The organism is Pseudonocardia nigra (genome assembly GCF_019396355.1).
In the GTDB taxonomy this organism is placed as follows: Bacteria; Actinomycetota; Actinomycetes; order Mycobacteriales; family Pseudonocardiaceae; genus Pseudonocardia; species Pseudonocardia nigra.
In genome coordinates this window covers 1-18,195 of the sequence record NZ_JAHKRK010000060.1, presented here as the reverse complement: position 1 = coordinate 18,195, position 18,195 = coordinate 1, and the positions used below count along the sequence as shown (strand labels likewise).

At 74.4% G+C, this 18,195-nt stretch carries 18 protein-coding genes; 8 read left to right on the top strand and 10 right to left on the bottom strand.

Translation table 11 applies throughout. From position 1 onward, the window contains the following. The first annotated feature begins 3 nt into the window (after positions 1 to 3). The 5 genes from hrcA to KME75_RS17160 all read left to right on the top strand — a co-directional run bounded on the left by hrcA (position 4) and on the right by KME75_RS17160 (position 5,250). Complete coding sequence (gene hrcA, locus KME75_RS17180) at positions 4 to 1,023, top strand: heat-inducible transcriptional repressor HrcA (RefSeq protein ID WP_219415841.1); 1,020 nt, start codon at positions 4 to 6, stop codon at positions 1,021 to 1,023. Positions 1,024 to 1,105: 82 nt separating this feature from the next. Further along, positions 1,106 to 2,263 (top strand): molecular chaperone DnaJ, encoded by a 1,158-nt coding sequence (gene dnaJ / locus KME75_RS17175; protein ID WP_219415861.1) that lies wholly within the window; start codon positions 1,106 to 1,108, stop codon positions 2,261 to 2,263. A 16-nt stretch (positions 2,264 to 2,279) separates the two neighbouring features. Further along, entirely contained in the window at positions 2,280 to 3,023 is a 744-nt protein-coding gene (locus tag KME75_RS17170) for a 16S rRNA (uracil(1498)-N(3))-methyltransferase (RefSeq protein ID WP_219415840.1), read from the top strand. 247 nt (positions 3,024 to 3,270) lie between these two features. Further along, entirely contained in the window at positions 3,271 to 4,164 is an 894-nt protein-coding gene (locus KME75_RS17165; RefSeq protein WP_308282846.1) for an alpha/beta hydrolase family protein, read from the top strand. Between the two features lie 147 nt (positions 4,165 to 4,311). Beyond that, positions 4,312 to 5,250: a DUF2293 domain-containing protein gene (locus KME75_RS17160; RefSeq protein ID WP_308282849.1), complete on the top strand. Its 939-nt coding sequence runs from the start codon at positions 4,312 to 4,314 to the stop codon at positions 5,248 to 5,250. 20 nt (positions 5,251 to 5,270) lie between these two features. On the opposite strand, the gene KME75_RS17155 is transcribed toward KME75_RS17160, so the two are convergent. The 10 genes from KME75_RS17155 to KME75_RS17110 form a co-directional block, all read right to left on the bottom strand. After that, positions 5,271 to 5,966: a response regulator transcription factor gene (locus KME75_RS17155; protein ID WP_246632260.1), complete on the bottom strand. Its 696-nt coding sequence runs from the start codon at positions 5,964 to 5,966 to the stop codon at positions 5,271 to 5,273. After that, positions 5,959 to 8,064 carry a sensor histidine kinase gene (locus tag KME75_RS45960; RefSeq protein ID WP_219415838.1) on the bottom strand — a complete coding sequence of 702 codons (2,106 nt, stop codon included), beginning with the start codon at positions 8,062 to 8,064 and terminating at the stop codon, positions 5,959 to 5,961. The genes KME75_RS17155 and KME75_RS45960 overlap by 8 nt, the downstream gene beginning before the upstream one ends. Before the next feature lie 61 nt (positions 8,065 to 8,125). After that, positions 8,126 to 8,440: a hypothetical protein gene (locus KME75_RS17145; protein WP_219415837.1), complete on the bottom strand. Its 315-nt coding sequence runs from the start codon at positions 8,438 to 8,440 to the stop codon at positions 8,126 to 8,128. A gap of 573 nt (positions 8,441 to 9,013) precedes the next feature. Then, complete coding sequence (locus KME75_RS47600; RefSeq protein ID WP_504739515.1) at positions 9,014 to 9,310, bottom strand: cupin domain-containing protein; 297 nt, start codon at positions 9,308 to 9,310, stop codon at positions 9,014 to 9,016. Further along, complete coding sequence (locus KME75_RS17135; protein WP_219415836.1) at positions 9,307 to 9,492, bottom strand: cupin domain-containing protein; 186 nt, start codon at positions 9,490 to 9,492, stop codon at positions 9,307 to 9,309. Before KME75_RS17135 ends, KME75_RS47600 begins: the two co-directional genes overlap by 4 nt. Before the next feature lie 174 nt (positions 9,493 to 9,666). Next, positions 9,667 to 10,536, bottom strand: coding sequence for a phosphotransferase family protein (locus KME75_RS17130; RefSeq protein WP_246632258.1), 870 nt, complete (start codon positions 10,534 to 10,536; stop codon positions 9,667 to 9,669). A gap of 33 nt (positions 10,537 to 10,569) precedes the next feature. Further along, the gene (locus KME75_RS17125) at positions 10,570 to 10,947 is read right to left on the bottom strand and encodes a cupin domain-containing protein (protein WP_219415834.1); all 378 of its coding nucleotides are present in this window, start codon (positions 10,945 to 10,947) and stop codon (positions 10,570 to 10,572) included. Between the two features lie 75 nt (positions 10,948 to 11,022). Continuing rightward, positions 11,023 to 11,460: a hypothetical protein gene (locus KME75_RS17120; protein WP_219415833.1), complete on the bottom strand. Its 438-nt coding sequence runs from the start codon at positions 11,458 to 11,460 to the stop codon at positions 11,023 to 11,025. A gap of 413 nt (positions 11,461 to 11,873) precedes the next feature. Beyond that, the gene (locus KME75_RS17115; protein WP_219415832.1) at positions 11,874 to 12,314 is read right to left on the bottom strand and encodes an ATP-binding protein; all 441 of its coding nucleotides are present in this window, start codon (positions 12,312 to 12,314) and stop codon (positions 11,874 to 11,876) included. 26 nt (positions 12,315 to 12,340) lie between these two features. After that, positions 12,341 to 13,732, bottom strand: a complete 1,392-nt coding sequence (locus tag KME75_RS17110) for an FAD-binding oxidoreductase (RefSeq protein WP_219415831.1) — start codon at positions 13,730 to 13,732, stop codon at positions 12,341 to 12,343. Positions 13,733 to 14,201: 469 nt separating this feature from the next. On the opposite strand from KME75_RS17110, the gene KME75_RS45955 reads away from it, so the two are divergent. From KME75_RS45955 to KME75_RS17095, 3 genes are all read left to right on the top strand, one after another. Beyond that, entirely contained in the window at positions 14,202 to 15,563 is a 1,362-nt protein-coding gene (locus KME75_RS45955; protein WP_219415830.1) for a LuxR family transcriptional regulator, read from the top strand. 82 nt (positions 15,564 to 15,645) lie between these two features. Then, positions 15,646 to 16,440, top strand: a complete 795-nt coding sequence (locus tag KME75_RS17100; RefSeq protein ID WP_219415829.1) for a cyclase family protein — start codon at positions 15,646 to 15,648, stop codon at positions 16,438 to 16,440. Beyond that, on the top strand, positions 16,437 to 18,065 hold the full coding sequence (locus tag KME75_RS17095) for a thiamine pyrophosphate-binding protein (protein ID WP_219415828.1): 1,629 nt from the start codon (positions 16,437 to 16,439) through the stop codon (positions 18,063 to 18,065). Before KME75_RS17100 ends, KME75_RS17095 begins: the two co-directional genes overlap by 4 nt. The last annotated feature ends 130 nt before the right edge of the window (positions 18,066 to 18,195 follow it).

Sequence of the window (18,195 nt, the reverse complement as noted above, 5' to 3'; positions counted from 1 at the left end):
TGCGTGAACGCCGACGAGCGTCGATTCTCGGTCCTGCGGGCCATTGTCGCCGACTACGTGTCGACGCATGAACCCGTGGGCTCCAAGATGATCGTCGAGCGCCACAACCTCGGGGTCTCCAGCGCCACGGTCCGCAACGACATGGCGGTGCTGGAGGAGGACGGGCTCATCGCCCAGCCGCACACCAGCGCGGGCCGCGTGCCCACCGACAAGGGATACCGGCTGTTCGTCGACCGGCTCACGCAGGTCAAGCCCCTGTCGGGGGCCGAGCGACGGGCCGTGCAGGCCTTCCTCGACGGCGCGGTCGACCTCGACGACGTGCTGCGGCGCAGCGTCCGGCTGCTCGCGCAGCTCACCCGTCAGGTCGCGGTCGTGCAGTACCCCACGCTCACCCGGTCCACGGTGCGCCACCTCGAGCTGGTGTCGCTCACGCCGGCCCGGCTGATGCTCGTGCTGATCACCGACTCCGGCCGGGTCGACCAGCGGGTCGTCGACCTCGGGGAGGTGCTCGCCGAGGAGGACGTCGCCCGGCTCCGCAACATGATCAACGCGGCGCTGGCGGGGCGTCCGCTCGCGGCGGCGTCGGTGGCGGTGGCCGACCTCCCCGACACCGCGCCGCCCGAACTGCGCGACGTCGTCGTCACGCTGTCCACCGTCCTCATCGAGACCCTCGTCGAGCACCCGGAGGAGCGCCTCCTGCTCGGCGGCACGGCCAACCTCACCCGCAACGTCGCCGACTTCCCCGGGTCGCTCCGGCAGGTGCTGGAGGCGCTCGAGGAGCAGGTGGTGGTGCTCAAGCTGCTGGCCTCGGCGCAGGACCCGGGCACGGTCACGGTCCGGATCGGGGAGGAGAACGAAGCCGAGGAGATGCGCGACACGTCGGTGGTCTCGATCGGGTACGGGCCGGGCATGGTGGTGGGCGGCATGGGCGTCCTCGGCCCCACCCGGATGGACTACCCGGGCTCGATCGCGGCCGTCCATGCGGTCGCCCGTTACGTGGGTGAGATCCTGGCGGGGCGCTGACGCGCAGACCTGACACCGAACTGCGCACCATCTGATCTGATCTGGGCACGACCGAGCGAGAAGGACCATGAGGAACGCGCACGTGGCACGGGACTACTACGGGATCCTGGGGGTCTCGAGCGACGCCGGGCCCGACGAGATCAAGCGGGCCTACCGCAAGCTGGCGCGCGAGCTGCACCCCGACGTCAACCCGGACGCGGAGGCGCAGGAGCGCTTCCGCGAGGTGAGCGCGGCCTACGAGGTGCTGTCGGACCCGGAGAAGCGCCGCATCGTCGACCTCGGCGGCGATCCGCTGGGCAACGGCGGGGGAGGCGGCGCCGGCGGCGCCGACCCGTTCAGCGCGTTCGGCTTCGGCGACATCATGGACGCGTTCTTCGGGGGCCAGGGCGGCGGCCGTGGGCGTGGCCCGCGCAGCCGGGTGCAGCCCGGTGCCGACGCCCTCATCCGGATGCAGCTCACGCTCGAGGAGTGCGCCACCGGCATCACCCGTGACCTCGCGGTCGACACGGCGGTGCTGTGCTCGGAGTGCACCGGCTCGGGGTGCGCGCCCGGCAGCACGCCGACGATGTGCGAGATCTGCAACGGGCGCGGTGAGGTGCAGAGCGTGCAGCGCTCGTTCCTCGGCCAGGTCGTCACGTCGCGGCCGTGCCCGAACTGCCGCGGGTTCGGTGAGGTCATCCCGGAGCCGTGCCGGCAGTGCGGCGGTGACGGGCGGGTCCGTTCGCGGCGCAGCGTCGGCGTCCGCATCCCCGCCGGCGTCGCCGACGGCATGCGCGTCCGGCTGGCCGGGCAGGGCGAGGTCGGTCCCGGCGGTGGCCCGGCGGGCGACCTGTACGTGGAGGTCGAGGAGGAGCCGCACGATCTGTTCACGCGCGACGGCGCCGACCTGCACTGCACCGTGCAGCTGCCGATGACCGCCGCCGCGTTGGGCACCACGCTCCCGCTGCCCACCCTCGACGGCACCGAGGAGCTGCGCGTCGAACCGGGCACGCAGACCGGCAGCGTCCGCACCCTGCGCGGCAAGGGGATGCCGAGGCTGCGCTCCACCGGCCGCGTCGACGGCCGCGGTGACCTGATGGTGCACGTGGAGGTCGCGGTGCCCACCGACCTCACCAAGGAGCAGACGGAGCTGCTGCGCGAGCTCGCCGCCCTGCGCGGGGAGGAGCAGCCGGACCTCACCGGCGGCAACCGCAACGGGCACGGGCTGTTCTCGCGGCTGCGCGACTCGTTCGGCCGCTGAGTCGCACACACCTCCGGTGAGCACCGCACCGCTGTTCCTCCTCGACGAGCTGCCCGACGACGGGTACGCCGTGCTGGACGGCCCGGAAGGGCGCCACGCCGCCACCGTCAAGCGGCTGCGCGCCGGCGAGGCCGTGCTGCTCTCCGACGGGCGCGGCGGGCTGGCGCACGCCGTCGTGGAGGCGGCGGCGCGCGACGCCGTCGACCTGACGATCACCCGTCGCGCCGACGTCCCCGCGCCCGCGCCGCGGGTGCTGCTGGCCCAGGCCCTCGTCAAGGGCGACCGCGGGGAGCTGGCCGTCGAGCTCGCCACCGAGGCGGGCGTCGACGGGATCCTGGCGTGGCGGGCAGCGCGCTGCGTCGCCCGCTGGGACGACGGGCCGCGCGGCGAGAAGGCGTTGGCCCGTTGGCGCAGCACGGTCCGCGAGGCGACGAAGCAGGCCCGCCGGCCGTGGCTGCCGCCGGTCGAGGCCCCGGTCTCCACTGCCGCTCTGGCGGAGCGCGTCGGTGTCGTCGCGGGCGCGCTGGTGCTGCACGAGGGCGCAGACGACCGGCTCGGCGACGTCGTCGCCGACCTGCCGGGCGCAGGTGACCTGCTCCTGGTCGTGGGGCCGGAGGGCGGGATCACCGACGCCGAGCTCGATGCGCTCGTCGCCGCGGGTGCCCGCCCCGTCCGGCTCGGGCCGGAGGTGCTGCGAGCCTCGACGGCCGCCGCCGTGGCGCTCGGCGCGCTCGGTGCGCTGACCGCCCGCTGGCGCTGAGGAAGCGCGACACGCTCGACGAGCGAGTGACGGTAGCGGCGCAGGCGCTCCTCACGGGTTATCGTCTGCGTGCTCCGGTCGCGGCGACGTGACCGGACCGGGACCGGGGTGCTCGCACCCCCACGGACCGCCGGAGGAGTCCCCCTCGGCCGGCGGAGCCACGTCGCGGTGGGTGTCCCCCCACGTCCACCGCGACGTGGCAACCGGATGCCCCACCTGGGCCGAACACCGTGCCATGCTCCCCTCCGTGTCCCGCCGCCGCGTCCTGCGCCGTCTCGCCGCGGCCGGTGCCGCCGCACTCGCCCTCCCGGCCGCGCTCGCGGCGTGCGGTGCGGCCACCCCACCCGCCGCGCCCGGCGTCACCGGACCCCGGCGGCTCGACTACGGCGGCCACGCGAGCCAGTTCGGCGAGCTGACGCTCCCGGCGGGCGACGGACCGGTGCGCGGGGTGGCCGTCGTCGTGCACGGCGGGTTCTGGCGGCGGAGCTACGGGCTGGAGCTGGGTCGCCCGCTCGCCGTCGACCTCGCCAACGCCGGGCTCGCCGCCTGGAACATCGAGTACCGGCGGGTGGGCGGCGACGGCGGCTGGACCGCGACCTTCGACGACGTGGCGGCCGCGCTCGACGTGCTCGCGGGACCCGCGCAGGAGGCAGCTGGCGGGCGGCTGGCGCTGGACCGGGTCGTCGGCGTCGGGCACTCGGCCGGTGGGCACCTCGCCACCTGGCTCGCGGCCCGGCCCGGCCTGCCCGCGGACGCCCCCGGCGCGGCGCCCGCGGTCCGGCTGCGCGGCGTGGTGAGCCAGGCCGGCGTGCTGGACCTCGTCGACGCCGCCGAACGCGGGGTCGGCCGCGGCGCGGTGGAGGACCTGCTCGGCGGCAGCCCCGCCGCCGTCCCCGAGCGGTACGCGCTCGGCTCGCCCGTGGCGCGGCTGCCCGTCGGCGTGCCCGTGGTGTGCGTGCACGGCACCGCCGACGGCAACGTCCCGATCCGGCAGAGTGAGCGATACGTCGAGGCGGCGCGCGCGGCGGGGGACAGCGCGGAGCTGGTGACGCTGCCCGGGGTGGATCATTTCGCGGTCATCGACCCCTCCACGGACGCCTGGCGGGCCTGCCGGGACGGGGTGGAGCGGCTGCTGGCCTGAGCGCCCCGTCGGGGACGATGAGCACATGCCCTCGATCGAGCAGCGGGTCGCCGCCGCCGCTGAGGCGGCGCTCGGCCGCGACAAGTCGGTGTCGCCGCTGGACGTGTTCGGCGGCCTGGGCTGGGTGACCGCCAACCACGAGGACCGGTGGCGGCAGGGCCGGGACGCGTACCTGCTTCCGCTGGAGGCGCTCCGGCCGGGGAAGCTGGCCGGGGTCCTCGACGCGCTGCGCCGCTGGGCCGAGAGCCGGGGGTTCCAGCCGAGCGAGACCGCGTACGTCTCGGCAACGCGCGACCGCAGGCCGTTGCGCTTCCTCGCGGCGGCGGGGGAGGACGTCGAGTGTGCGCTGCGCACGCACTGGATCTCGCCCGACCTGACCGAGACGCAGCGCGAACGCGTCGTCGAGCGGCAGAACCGGCCCCCGGACCTGCTGGTGATCATGCCGCTGAAGGACTGGACGTGCACGGACTGCGGGGTCGAGGGCGGCGACCTACTCGTCATGGAGGACGCCGGCCCGCTGTGTCTCACGTGCGCCGACCTGGACCACCTCGTCCTCCTCCCGGCGGGCGACGCCACCCTCACCCGGCGGGCGAAGAAGGCGAGCGGGCTCTCGGCCGTGGTGGTGCAGTGGAACCGGTCGCGGAAGCGGTACCAGCGCCGGGGGATCCTCGTCGAGGACGGCGCGCTGGAGCAGGCGGAGGCGAGCTGCCTCGCCGACGAGGAGGTCCGGCGCCGGCAACGGGAACGCGGCCGGGAACGGCGCGCACGTCAGGACGCGGAGCTGACCAGTCGAATGGTCGCCGAGATCGCAGGTTGTTCCCCTGCTGCCCGCAGTCACGCACCGAAGCGATCGCCGCGCACACCGCGGTGCGGGGGAGCGGCCGCGTCGGGCGGAGCGCGGCGGGACGAGCGCTCGACGAGGCTGCGATCACGGCCGCGGTCGTCGCCTCGGTGCGGCACGAGGACACGCCCTACGACGAGCTGTTGATGTCGGGGGAGGCGCGGGAGGCTGCCCGAGCCGCTGTGCGTGCCGACGTGGATACCGTCCTCGCCCGATGGCGCGACGAGCGCCCGACCGGGCCGTGAGCGGCGGCGCCATCCGATCGTCACGGCGTCCTCGGCGGGCGTTGCGTGCCGGCGTCGCGCAGGAAGACGAGCACGGCGGCGACTCTGCGGTGCAGCTCCGGCTCCGCGACGAGGCCGAGCTTGTGGAAGATCGTGCCGACGTGCTTCTCGACGGCCGACTCCGACAGCGCCAGCGCCTTGGCGATTCCGGGGTTGGCGCGGCCCTGTGCCATCTGGCCGAGGACCTCCAGCTCCCGCGGGGTGAGACGAGACAGCGGCGAGCGGGGCGCCCTGGTTCGGCTCAGGATGCCCTCCACCACCTGCGGGTCGACGACACAGCGGCCCGCGACGACGGCGCGCAGGGCCGCGATCACCTCGTCGGGGTCGCCCACCCGGTCCTTGAGCAGGTAGCCGTAGCCGGCGCTGCCCTCGGCGAAGAGCTGAGCGGCGTAGGCGGGCGCCGCGTACTGGGAGAGCACGACGACGCCGATCGCCGGGTGGCCGCGGCGGATCGCGTGCGCGGCGGCGATGCCGTCGGTCGCGTTGCCGGGCGGCATCCGGATGTCGGTGAGCACGGCGTCGGGGCCGAGCCTCCGGACGGCATCGAGCAGTTCGACGGCGGTGCCGACGGCGGCGAGCACCTCGATCTCACCGGTTTCGGCGAGCAGGTGTCGGGTCCCCTCCCGCACCAGGTAGCTGTCCTCGGCGAGGACGATGCGCAGCGGCCGGTCAGGCATCGCCCGGCTCCCTGCGGTTGGCCGGGATCCGTGCGGACAGCATGGCGCCGCCCTCCGGTGCGGACCCGACGCGGAGCGTCCCGCCCGCCGCGGCGACGCGGTCGGCCAGATGCGTGGGCGCGTGCCCGTGCGGGAGGCCGATGCCGTCGTCGCGCACCTCGAGGTGCAGCTCGCCGTCGCGCAGGCCGACCTCGACGACGGCGGTCGCGGCCCTGGAGTGCTTGAGCACGTTGGTGAGTGCCTCGCACGCGGTGAAGTAGGCGGCCGCCTCGACGTCAGGGCGCAGCCGAACGTGCCGCACCGCCTCGTCCGACTCGACGGCGACCGGGATCGGTGCCCGGGCCGCCCGATCGGACAGGGCGGCGAGTAGCCCGTCGTCGCGCAGCAGCGCCGGGTGGATCCCCGCGGCGAGCTCGCGCAGCTCGCCGAGGATGCGGCGGGTCTCCTCCTGGAGGCGATGGAGCATGTCCTCGGCCTGATCCGGGTCGCGACGCAGGGCGGTGCGCGCCCGGCGGAGCTCCGCCAGCTGCGCCACGAGCTGCTGCTGGGCGCCGTCGTGGATGTTGCGCTCGATCCGGCGGCGCTCGGCGTCCTGGGCGGCGACGATCCGGGCGCGAGACGCCGCCAGCTCCGTGGCCTGCGCGCGGATCTCGGCCAGCCGGGTGACCAGCTCCGCGGCGAGGTCGGCGTTGTGGGCCGCGAGCGCGGCCTGCCTGCCCAGCGTGACCAGGAGCTCCCACTCGGCGGGCGAGAGCGGTCCGGTCTCGATCCGGCCGACCGTCGCTCCCGCGTGGACGAGCGGCAGCACCGTGACCGGCGGCGTGTCCTCGGGCGCATGACCCGCGACCGCCGTGGACCCGCCGGCGAGCACGACGCGGGCCCACGGCAGCCCGAGCCCCTCCCTGACCGTTGCGGCGAGCCGGGGCGCCAGCTCGGCCAGGTCGAACGTGGCCTCGAGCTGGGCGCCGAAGCGGGCGAGCAGCGCGTAGCGGTCGGTCCGGGCGCCGAACGCGATCCGGTCGGCGAGGCGCTCCAGCCTGCGCCGTGCCGGGTCGAACACCAGGGTGGCGCCGATGGTGAGCAGGACCGCGACCCCGACCGGGAGCTGCGCACCGGCCGCCGCGAGCCCGAATCCGGCCGCCACACCCGCGTAGACCAGCGTGATGAGCGTCCAGAGGAGGCCGTACACGGCGGTGCGCCGGATCAGCCGGTCGATATCGAACAGGCCGTGCCGCAGCATGGCGATGCCGATCGCGGCGGGCAGCACAACGGCCCCGAGCAGCCCTCCGGAGACGTCGAAGAACGCGAACGTGCCCGGGTACAGCGCGGTGAGCAGGTCGCTCAGCGCGGCGTGCCCGATGAGGATGCCGACGCCGTAGGTGAACCACTTGAGCTGCGTCCGCTCGACCGGGCCGCCCCGGCGGTAGCGCAGCACCACCGCGACGAGCGCGGCGACGGTGCCCACCGTCATCAGGACGCCCGCCACCGCTCCCGCGCTGGCGCGCAGCGCCTCGGAGCCGGCGACGGCGAGCGGGTTGCCGAGCGTGGGGTGGTCCACCGAGCCCCGCGGGGCGATTCCGGACGCTACGAGCTCCGCGCCGACGCCGATCCCGATGGCCCACACTACCGGCTGCCACCGTGGCGAGGGCAGCCGTCCCGTCGGGAACACCAGCGCCGTCGCCAGCAGGAGGCCGAAGCCGACCGGGCCGAGACCGCCTGCGATGGCGAGCACGACGGCGGCCGCGGGCAGCGTCCCGCCCGCGGCGCCCGCGTAGCCGTCGGCGAAGAACACCGCCTGGTAGGCCAGCCCCCCGGCGAGCAGCAGCCACCCGACGGCGTTGCGCGGCAGGCGTGCGGCCACCAGCGCGCCGACGGTGACCGGGGCCATCCCGAGCACGTCGATCAGCACCGCGGCGGCGACCCGACCCGGAGGCTGCGCCCGGCCGCCCGCCATGGTGAGCGCGACGAAGCCGACCGTCAGTGCGAGGGCGGCGAGCCAGAGCACGGCCGCGGCCCGGCCCGGCCCGCCGGGTGCCGACGCACCCGCTCGGATGGCGGGGGCACCGGGCCCGGCGGCGCGCGCGCTGGTCTCGCCCACCTCGCGCTCCCTCCGCTTCGGTCAGATGGTCCGTCGCAGGTCGGGTTGGGTCCAGGCCTTCCTACGCGGGCACGGCGGGCCGCCCGTCCGGGACCGGCCGCCGCAGCAGCGCCACGCCGGTGAGCAACACCCACAGTGGGTCGAGGAAGAACGTCCAGCCGGTCAGCACGACCGTCGGGCCGAACGGGACCGCGGCGTCGAGCACCGTGAGCGCCCCCAGCACGATCCCGAGCCAGCCCAACCACCGCGGGAGCGCCCGCGTCGTGACGACGACGAGCCCGGCGGCCAGCAGCATCAGGCCGAACGCCACCCGCGAGCTGATCCCGCCGAGCTGGGCCGCCCACAGCGCCACCAGCGCGTCCTCGGATCGGGCCACCACGGGTACCTGGGCCACCAGGAACGTGCTCGAGGCGCCGATGAGGTCGATGGCGACCCAGGCGACGCCCCCCGGCGAGGGCGGTCGTGGCGCCGATCCCGTGCGTCTCCGCGTCGCGCAGCCGGTGGTGCAGCCCGGCCATGAACACCAGGAAGCCGGCCGCGGCCAGCAGGAACAGCGTCCGTGCCCACAACCGGTCACCCGCGGTCAGGAAGGCGGCCACCTGCGCCCCCGTGATCTCCGACTCGTCGACCTCCGCGGCCGAGTCGAGTACGCCCGCCGTCACCGAGCAGAGCATGAAGACCACCCCGGCGGTGCCGGCGGCCCGCATCCAGGTCCTCTCGTTCATTCCGTCCTCCCGTTTCTCGACGTCGGGGATGGCCGGCGACGCTATGAAGCGGCGGTGGCGAGCGGGAGTGGGCGGACCACCGCGGCGGGGTGCGGAAAACCGCAGGTGCGAGGGCCCGACGGCCGACTGAGCGGCGTTGGTGGCCGTGCTACCTGTCGGCAGCTCCAGGTCGTCGAGTGCTACGCCCGGCGCATCAGGGTGAAGTTCGCCGCCGGCAACGGCCGTCAGCGGGATGAGCTCGGCGGCGGCCCGGTGATCGTGATCCCGTGCTCGGCGGCAGTGCGCGTGAGTGCCTCGATGTCGGGCTCGCGAGCCTCGGGGAGCGGGCTGCCGGCCGGGACGCGCTCACCGGCCTCCCGGTAGAAGGCGTCGAACCCGGCGGGCACCGTCAGGCTCAGGACGCGGCCTCCTGGCGGCTCGCACCGCCACGCGTGCGGCGTCCCCCGCGGCGCGAAGATCCACGTACCTGCGGTCGCGCGGTGGAGCTCGTCGCCGACGGCGAAGACGTACTCGCCGTTCAGGATGTAGAAGCCGGCTCGAAGTGGTTGTTGACGTGCATCGGGACCGCGGACTCCGCGTTGTCGGCGAATTCGACGAGGGTGAACCTGCCGTCCGTGTCACCGTGGTCGGCCTTGATGGTGTCCAGGCCGTCGTACATCCAGATCGCGTCGCCCTCGCCGGGGCCGAGCTGATAGGGGATCATGTCCGCGCCGCTCCTCCGCAGCCGCAGTGGGGCGCCAGTTTGACAGTGAGCGGGCGCGGGCGCACCAGGTCGCAGGCGTCCGTCCCGGCTGCGTTCCCCTGTCGCGCACCGGGACCGGGGCAACACTCGCGATCCACCACCGCGCTGCGGCAGGACGAGGTCCGCGCGAGGCCGTCATCGCGACGGCACGATCCGACCGTCCCATGGGCGCGGCAGGGCCGGCAGCGGGCCTGCCGCCCCCGCCAGCGTCTCGAGCCCCGGCTCGGCGGCCCGCATCCACCAGGCAAGGTCTGCGCGCGCAGCCGACCGCGTGGCCGGGTCGGGGTGTTCGGTCGCATCGAGGGCCTTTTTCCAGGCCAGCTCGAGCAGCCCGGCGACGAAGCCGAGACGGAGCTGGTCCTCGCCCCAGCAGGCCCAGATCCCGCGCACGTCCTCGACGAGCTGCTCGCGACCAGCCTGCACCTGCGACGCGTTGCCGGCCAGGAAGGACGCGATCTCCACCGCAGGTGGAGCCCAGCTGGCGATCCCCCAGTCGAGCAGGGTGACCTGGTCGGGCTCCAGCGCCAGGTTGACCAGCCAGAGGTCACCGTGGATCAGGGTGTGCGGGAGCCGGGACAGCCCGGCGACGAGCGGCGCCGGGTCGTCGAGCAGTCCGACCACGACGTCCGCGACGTCGCGTCGCGCGAGCTCGGCGAACCGCTCCCATCCCCGCAGCACCAGCCCGGGCAGCGGGTTCGGGCCGGCGGTCAGCGGCGCCATCCGCCGGGGGGACAGGAGGCTCACCCGAACCTCGAGCGGGCACAGTTCGTCGACAGGAGCATCCCGGAACGCGCCGTGCAGGGACGCGACCGCCGCGAGCAGGGTGCCGGCACTGCTCGCGGTCCAGCAGGCGCCGCCAGCCGACGACGTGTTCGGACACGTCGCGCATGAGCACGACGGTGGCACCGTCCTCCTGCCACGCGGCGATGACGGCGTGCCCGACGCCTGCCGGCAGCCGGTCGAGCACGCCCGCCGACCAGAGCCGGCGCTCCCGCCCGACTGCATCGCCCGTGACCTGCATCGCCAGGTCGACGCTGATCACGCCCGTGCCGCCGCCTTGTCGAGAACGGCCTGGGCCGTCCTCCGGAATTCCTCGGTGGGGCTGAACTCGACGATCTCGGTGCCGGCCACGAAGAGTGGCAGGTGGCCAGGGGGTGCGTAGTACGCCTCGCCCGGCTCGATGACGTCCTCGGTGCCGTCGGCGTAGCGGTAAACCAGCCGGCCGCGCAGCACCACGCCCCAGTGCGGGCACTGGCAGCGGTCGCCGGGCAGGCCGCGGAACAGGTCCGCCGGGTCGTTGTCGGCGAGGTAGTGCTCGAACTGGGCCGTGTAGCCGCCGAGGTCGTGGAACCGGCCGTCGAAGACCCCCTCGAGGGTCTCGACCCACGTCGCGCCGACCTTGTCGATCTTGGGCATCTCGTCCTCCTCGTGCCGTTCGGGACTGTCACCCGGTAGGCGGGAGGAACGGGCTCACGGTGGGGAGAACGCGGCTCACAGTTGCCAGGACACCGGATCTTCCGGCTGATAGGCGCAGAACGATCCGGTCCGCACGGAGCGGTCGAGGTGGTGGCCGAGCTCGGGGTGGGCGCGCTCGATGCGCCGCAGCGCGTCGCGGATCCGCGCCGTCACCGCGGAGCGGGCCCGCTCCCCCGGATCACCGGCCCGGCGCGCGCGTCCGCCGAGCCCGTAGGCGGCGGTGAGGTGGGCGACGGGGGCGTCCCGTTCCGCCGCCGCCCGGGCGGACCGCTCGACGTCCCCGCCCGTGTCGGCCTCGGCGAGCTCGGTGTCGAGCTCCGCCAGCCGCGCCCGGTAGGCCGAGCGCGCCCTGGCGTCGCTCACCTCGCCCAGGTCGGCGCCGCGGACGCCGGCGAGGTCCAGGGCGGCGATCTCCTGTCCCGGCCGGGCGAGCAGGTGGGCCAGGTCGCGCATGCCCTTGCTGTCCCGCGCCGCGGCCTAGCGCGGCGGCGAGCAGGCCGAGCGGCCGCTCCACCGAGCCGTGCCAGTACGCCCCGATGCCCTCGACGGCGAACCGGTGCCGGTGCGGGACCAGGGCGTCGTAGGCCCAGGACGCGACGGGGTGGCCCCCGAGGAGAGCGCAAGGCTGCGATCGTGGGATCGGCGGCCGGGCGGCCGGCGAGTCGGGTCACGAGCTCGGCGACCTCGCCGACGGACAGCCCGCCGAGCGCCAGGCGGCGACCGTGCCGGACGAGGTCGTGCAGCGGCCCGGGCGCGCGGACGTCCCGGTCCGGCGCCTCCCGGCAGGTCCCGAGCAGCACCACGGGCGATGTGACGAGCCGGGCGGCGACGAAGGCGAGCAGCCGCAGCGAGGCGTCGTCGGCCCATTACAGGTCGTCGAGCACCACCAGCCGGGGCTGAGCCCGCGCCGGACCGCGCAGGGCCGTCTCCACGGCGTCGAAGAGCAGGAAGCGCGCCAGCTCCGGATCATCGCCGGCCGAGGGTGGTCCGGTGGGATCGAGGAGGGCGGCCGCGAGGCCGAGGGAGGCGGCGGGCGACGCGGTGGTGGAGGCAGGGTCGAACACCGAACGGAGCACCTGGGTCCACGGCCAGAACGCGGGTGCGCCGCTCTCCGGGCACGTCGCCCACACCACGGCCACGCAGCGCTCGTGCGCGCGGCGCGCCACCTCGGCCGCGAGCCGCGTCTTGCCGATCCCCGGCTCGCCGATCAGCAGGACGAGCTCGCCCCGCCCGGACGCGGCGTCGACGAGCGCCCGGTCCAGGTCGGCCAGCTGCCGGGTGCGACCGACGAAGCCCCGGCCGTCCATCCCTGAATGATTCCACCGTCCCGTGGTCAGGTCGCCGGACGGATGTTGTGGTTGAAACGGAACATGTTGGACGCCTCGTACACGTCCTTCAGCGCCCGCAGGCGCGCGTACTGCTCACGGCTGTAGCCGCCGGGCACGATCGCGTCATCGTCAGGCGCGAAGTTGAGGTAGACGCCACCGGTCGAGTACGGCTTCATCGCGTCTACCACATCGCGCAGCCAGGCCATGTGGCGGTCGTCGTCGTCGGCCGAGAGCCACGCGGCGAGCGGATGGAGCAGGTAGGGAGCGGCCCGGTTGCCGACGGCGGTCCCGGTCTCGGGGACGCGGCCGACCGCGCCGCCGTGCCGGAACACGATGATCTGGGTGAGCGGCGCGAGCCCCGACGGCGCGTGCTGCACGAGGACGTCGATCGCCTCGTCGGTGAGCTCGGCCAGATGATCTCCGGAGTTGTACCACCGCCATCCCGGCGGGGCGGTCGGGTCGAGCAACGCCTGCAGCGTCGTGTAGGGCATGGGGCCGACCAGGTCCGCGGCCGGCGGCCCGAGGCGCCTGAGCGGGGCGACGACCCGCGCTCCCTCCTCCGGGTCGCCGCAGTGACACACGATCATCCCGAGCACGGTCCTGCCGTGCAGCTCAGCCGGAACGAACGGTTCGGGCGGGGCGGGGAAGAGCGCAAACGCCGTCGACAGCTCGTCCGGCCCGCCGTCGACGTACTCCCGGTAGCCGCGCAGCACCTCGGCCGCCTGCTCCAGCGGGTGGAGCAGCATGCCTCCGGTGATCGAGGGGCCCACCGGGTGCAGGCGGAACTCGAAGGAGGTGACGACGCCGAAGTTGCCACCCCCTCCGTGGAGGCCCCAGAACAGATCGCTGTTCTCGCGGTCGTTCGCGGTGAGCAGCCGGCCGTCGGCGGTGACCACCTCGGCGGAGACGAGGTTGTCGCAGGCGAGGCCGTGCTTCGGCGACAACCAGCCGTAGCCACCACCGAGGGTGAAGCCGCCGATCCCGGTGGTGGTGACGCGACCGCCGGGTGAGGCGAGGCCGAACGGCTCGGTCGCGCGGTCGTACTCGCCCCAGGTCACGCCGCCGGCGGCCCGCGCGGTACGCGCTGCGGCGTCGACCTGCACTTCCTTCATGAGCGACAGGTCGACCAGCATGCCGTCGTCACAGACGCTCGTGCCGGCGACACTGTGCCCGCCACACCGCACCGCCACCGGTAAGCCCTGGTCGGCCGCGTACCGCACGGCGGCGAGCACGTCCGCCGACCCGCGGGGGCGCGCGATCAGCAGCGGGCGCTTGTCGATCGCGGCGTTCCACACCCGGCGGGCGGGCTCGTACCCGCCGTCCACCGGGCGGATCAGCTCCCCGCTGAACGTCGAAGCGAGCTTCTCGACGGGACCTGCGTTCGTCGTCGAACTCATCGTGACCTCCGGTCCGGGAGCGGCTGTCCTGTGCATCCTCCCGGCGTCCCGCTGTTCCAGCATGGGTGGAAATGCCCATCCGCACCCGGGTTTCGCGGTCGGACAGCCATTTCGGGCGTGCGGAGCGCATGCGATGCTGGCGGCGTGGAACCGCGGGCGGTCGAGCTCGTACACACGGGCCGCGAGGCGCTCCGCCGTGGCGACTGGGCGGCGGCGCAGACGGTTTTCCACGAGGCGGCCGAAGCCGACGGGTCGGCGGAAGCCCTCGACGGGTTGGCACAGAGCCTCTACTGGCAGGGCGACTACCGCACTGCGATCGAGGTCCACGAGCGGGCATATGCCGGCTTCCGGGGCCGCGGGGACGATCGCCAGGCCGTCCAGGTCGCGTGCTGGCTGGCGTACCTGTACGGGGTCCGTTCTCGGCAACTTCGCCGCAGCGAGCGGATGGCTCGGACGGGCGCGCAGCGTCGTGCGCGAGGTCGGGGACTGTCCGGAGCGGGGCCGCGTCGCGCTCCTCGGCGCCCTGTTCACCGAGGACCCGGAGGAGCGGGAGCGACACGTCGCCGCTGCTGAGGCGATCGCCGAGCGATTCGGTGACACCGACCTCGGGTTCGACGCGCTGAGCTACGTCGGCTGGTGCCTGATCGAGCGCGGCCGGATCGACGAGGGAATGCTGCGCCTCGACGAGGCGGTGGCGGCTGCGACGAACGGGGAGGTGGCGAACCCCGCCGACATCGGTGACATCTACTGCAAGATGCTGTTCGCGTGCGAGTTGGCCCGCGACGTGCGTCGCGCGGAGCAGTGGATGGCGGTGGCGGAGTCATGGGTGGACCGCACCGGCGCCGTCCCCGTCTCGACGATCTACTGCCGCACGTACTACTGCGGGATCCTCACGGCGGCGGGTCGGTGGGGGGAGGCCGAGCGCGAGCTGGAGTGGTCGGTGCGCAGGCACGACCCGGCATACCCGGGGTTGCGGGCCGGCGCGCTCATCCGGCTTGCCGACCTCCGCGTACGCCAGGGGCGGCTCGAGGAGGCCGCACAGCTGCTCGGCGGGCATGAACACGATCCGGCCGCCGTGGCGCCCATCGCGCGCCTGCACCTTGCGCGGGGCGACGCGGAACTCGCGGTCTGTGTGCTGCGCCGGCATCTCACGCGGCACGGCGACGGTGTCCTCCACGCACCCGTGCTGACCCTGCTGGCCGAGGCCGAGATCGCAGCCGGACGGGTCGAGAACGCCGAGGTGGTCGGCGGTCGGCTCCGCGAGCTGGCCACGGGGAGCCACGCCCTGGTTGTGGCTTTGGCGGACTACGTCGCGGGCCTTGCCTGCGATGCGGCAGGGGACGAGGAGGCTGTGCGACACCTTGAAGCGGCACTCGGCAGATTCGGCAGCGCTGGACTGCCGTACGAGGAGGCGCGGACGCGACTTGCCCTTGCCCGTGCACTCGCGGCGACCAGCCCCGGGATCGCAATGGCCGAGGCCCACGCAGCGCTGGAGCAGTTCGAACAGATGTCCGCCGCGCCCGACGCCGATGCCGCTGCAAGCGTCCTGCGACGGCTCGGAGGGCCAGGCCGCCGGCGGCCCAGGCGCGCAGGCCCGCTCACCCAGCGGGAGACCGAGGTGCTGGGCTTGCTCACCGAGGGGATGTCCAACGAGCAGATCGCTCAGCGCCTCACCATCAGCCGGCGTACCGCTGAACATCATGTGAGCAGCGTGCTGGCGAAGCTCGGCGTCGTGAGCCGGGCCGAGGCTGTCGCCCGTACCCTCAGGACGTCGGATCTCCCACCTCATGGGCGTCGCCTCGTACGGCAGCCGTTCGGCACCCGGAAGTGACGGGTGTGAACGAGGGGCAGTTTCGTGCAATAGGTTTGGACGAAAGTGCCGTTCGCGCACAGCGCGCAGCCTGGAGGAACGTATGTCCGTGCTCGCCGACCTGATGGACGCGCTGCGCACCCGGCGGGTGGAGGTCGTCGACCTCACCGCGCCGCTGCACAGCGGTACACCCATCCTGCAGCTGCCGCCCCCGTTCGCGAACGCCTCGCCGTTCGCGGTGGAGGAGATCAGCCGGTACGACGACCGCGGCCCGGCCTGGTACTGGAACGACATCCGCACCAGCGAGCACACTGGCACGCACTTCGACGCGCCTGTGCACTGGGTCACCGGCCGCGACGGCGAGGACATCGCGCAGGTGGCCCCGGCCCGGCTCCTCGCGCCGGCCGTGGTGCTGGACTTCGCCGAGCAGAGTGCTGCCGACCCGGACTTCCTGCTGGAGATCGACCACGTCCGGGCGTGGGAGGCCGAGCACGGGCCGCTGCCGGACGGGGGCTGGCTGCTCTACCGCACCGGCTGGGACGCGCGCAGCGAGGACGGCGCCGCCTTCCTCGGTGTCGATCCTTCCCCCTCGCGAACCGACAGCGGCCCGCACACCCCCGGCATCTCGGTGGAGTGCGCCCGCTGGCTCGCCGAGGAGTCGCCCGTCCTCGGGGTCGGGGTCGAGACGGTCGGCACGGACGCAGGTGCGGCGCACTCGTTCGACCCGCCGTTCCCGTGCCACTCGTTCCTCCTCGGGGCCGGGAAGTACGGGCTGACGCAGCTGCAGAACCTCGCCCGGCTGCCCGTCACCGGGGCCGTCGTGATCGCCGGGCCGCTGCCGATCGTCGGCGGCTCGGGCAGCCCGGCGCGGGTGCTCGCGCTGGTCGAGAACCCGTGACCGTCGCCGACCTGGTCGGCGCCGCGCTCGCCGAGCTGGGCGTCGGGCACGCGTTCGGAGTGGTCGGCAGCGGCAACTTCCACGTGACGAACGCGCTGCGTGCGGGCGGTGTGCCGTTCGTTGCGGCGCGGCACGAGGGCGGGGCCGCGACGATGGCCGACGCGTACGCGCGCACGAGCGGGCGGGTCGGCGTGCTGTCGGTGCACCAGGGCTGCGGGCTCACCAACGCCCTGACCGGGGTCACGGAGGCGGCCAAGAGCCGCACCCCGCTGATCGTGCTCGCCGCCGACACCGGCGCGGCCGCGGTGCGGTCGAACTTCCGGATCGACCAGGATGCGCTGGCCCGGGCGGTCGGGGCCGTGGCCGAGCGGGTGCACTCGCCCGCGTCGGCGGTTGCCGACACCGTCCGCGCGTACCGCACCGCCGTGGAGCAGCGGCGCACGGTCGTGCTCAACCTGCCGCTCGACGTCCAGGCCGCCGACGGGCCCGACCGCGCGCCGCTGCGGCCCGTGCCCGCCCTCGCGCCCGCCCGGCCCGGCGCGGACGCCGTGACCGCCCTCGCAGCCCTGCTCACCTCGGCGCAGCGGCCGGTGTTCGTTGCCGGACGCGGCGCCCGGTCGGCCCGTGAGGAACTGCGCGCGCTGGGCGCGGCGTCGGGCGCGCTGCTCGCCACGTCGGCCGTGGCGGCCGGGCTGTTCCACGACGACGAGTGGGCGCTGGGCATCTCCGGCGGGTTCGCGTCCCCGCTGGCCGCGGAGCTGATCTCCGACGCCGACCTGATCGTCGGGTGGGGCTGCTCGCTGAACATGTGGACGATGCGGCACGGCACGCTCATCGGCCCGGACGCCCGCGTGGTGCAGGTCGACCTGGACGCCGACGCGATCGGCGCGAACCGGCCGGTGGACCTCGGCGTGCTGGGCGACGTCGCCACGACCGCCGTCGACGTGCTGGCCGCGCTGGGAACGCCGCGCACCGGCTACCGCACCCCGGAGGTCGGGGCCGCGATCGCGGAGCGGATCCGCTGGCGCGACGTCCCGCACGAGGACCTGACCGGGCCCGACGGGATCGACCCGCGCACGCTGTCCGTCGCGCTGGACGACCTCCTCCCGGCCGAGCGCACCGTCGCCGTCGACTCCGGCAACTTCATGGGCTACCCCAGCGCCTACCTGCGGGTTCCCGACCAGCACGGGTTCTGCTTCACCCAGGGCTTCCAGTCGGTGGGGCTCGGGCTCGCCACCGCGATCGGGGCCGCGCTCGCCCGGCCGGACCGGCTCGCCGTCGCGGCGCTCGGCGACGGCGGGGCGCTGATGGGCGCCTCCGAGCTGGAGACGGTGGTGCGGCTGGGGCTGCCGATGGTCGTGGTCGTGTACGACGACCGCGGCTACGGCGCCGAGGTGCACCACTTCACCGGCGACGACCTCACGACCGTCCGGTTCCCGGAGACCGACTTCGCCGCCCTCGCCCGCGGTACCGGGTTCGAGGCCGTGACGGTCCGGGCACCCGCCGACCTCGCCGGCGTCGCCGACTGGGTGGCCGGGCCGCGGACGGCCCCGCTGCTCGTCGACGCGAAGATCGCCTCCGACGGCGGGTCGTGGTGGCTGGCGGAGGCGTTCCGAGGCCACTGACGACTGCACGAACGGCACTTATCTGTGGCGGGAGCCCCGGTCAAGCACCAGTTCGTGATTGTTTGTTGTTCCTCGTCGTGTGGTGTGCCTGGCGGCGCCCCGGAGCCGGCGTCAAGGTGGAGCGCCCGTG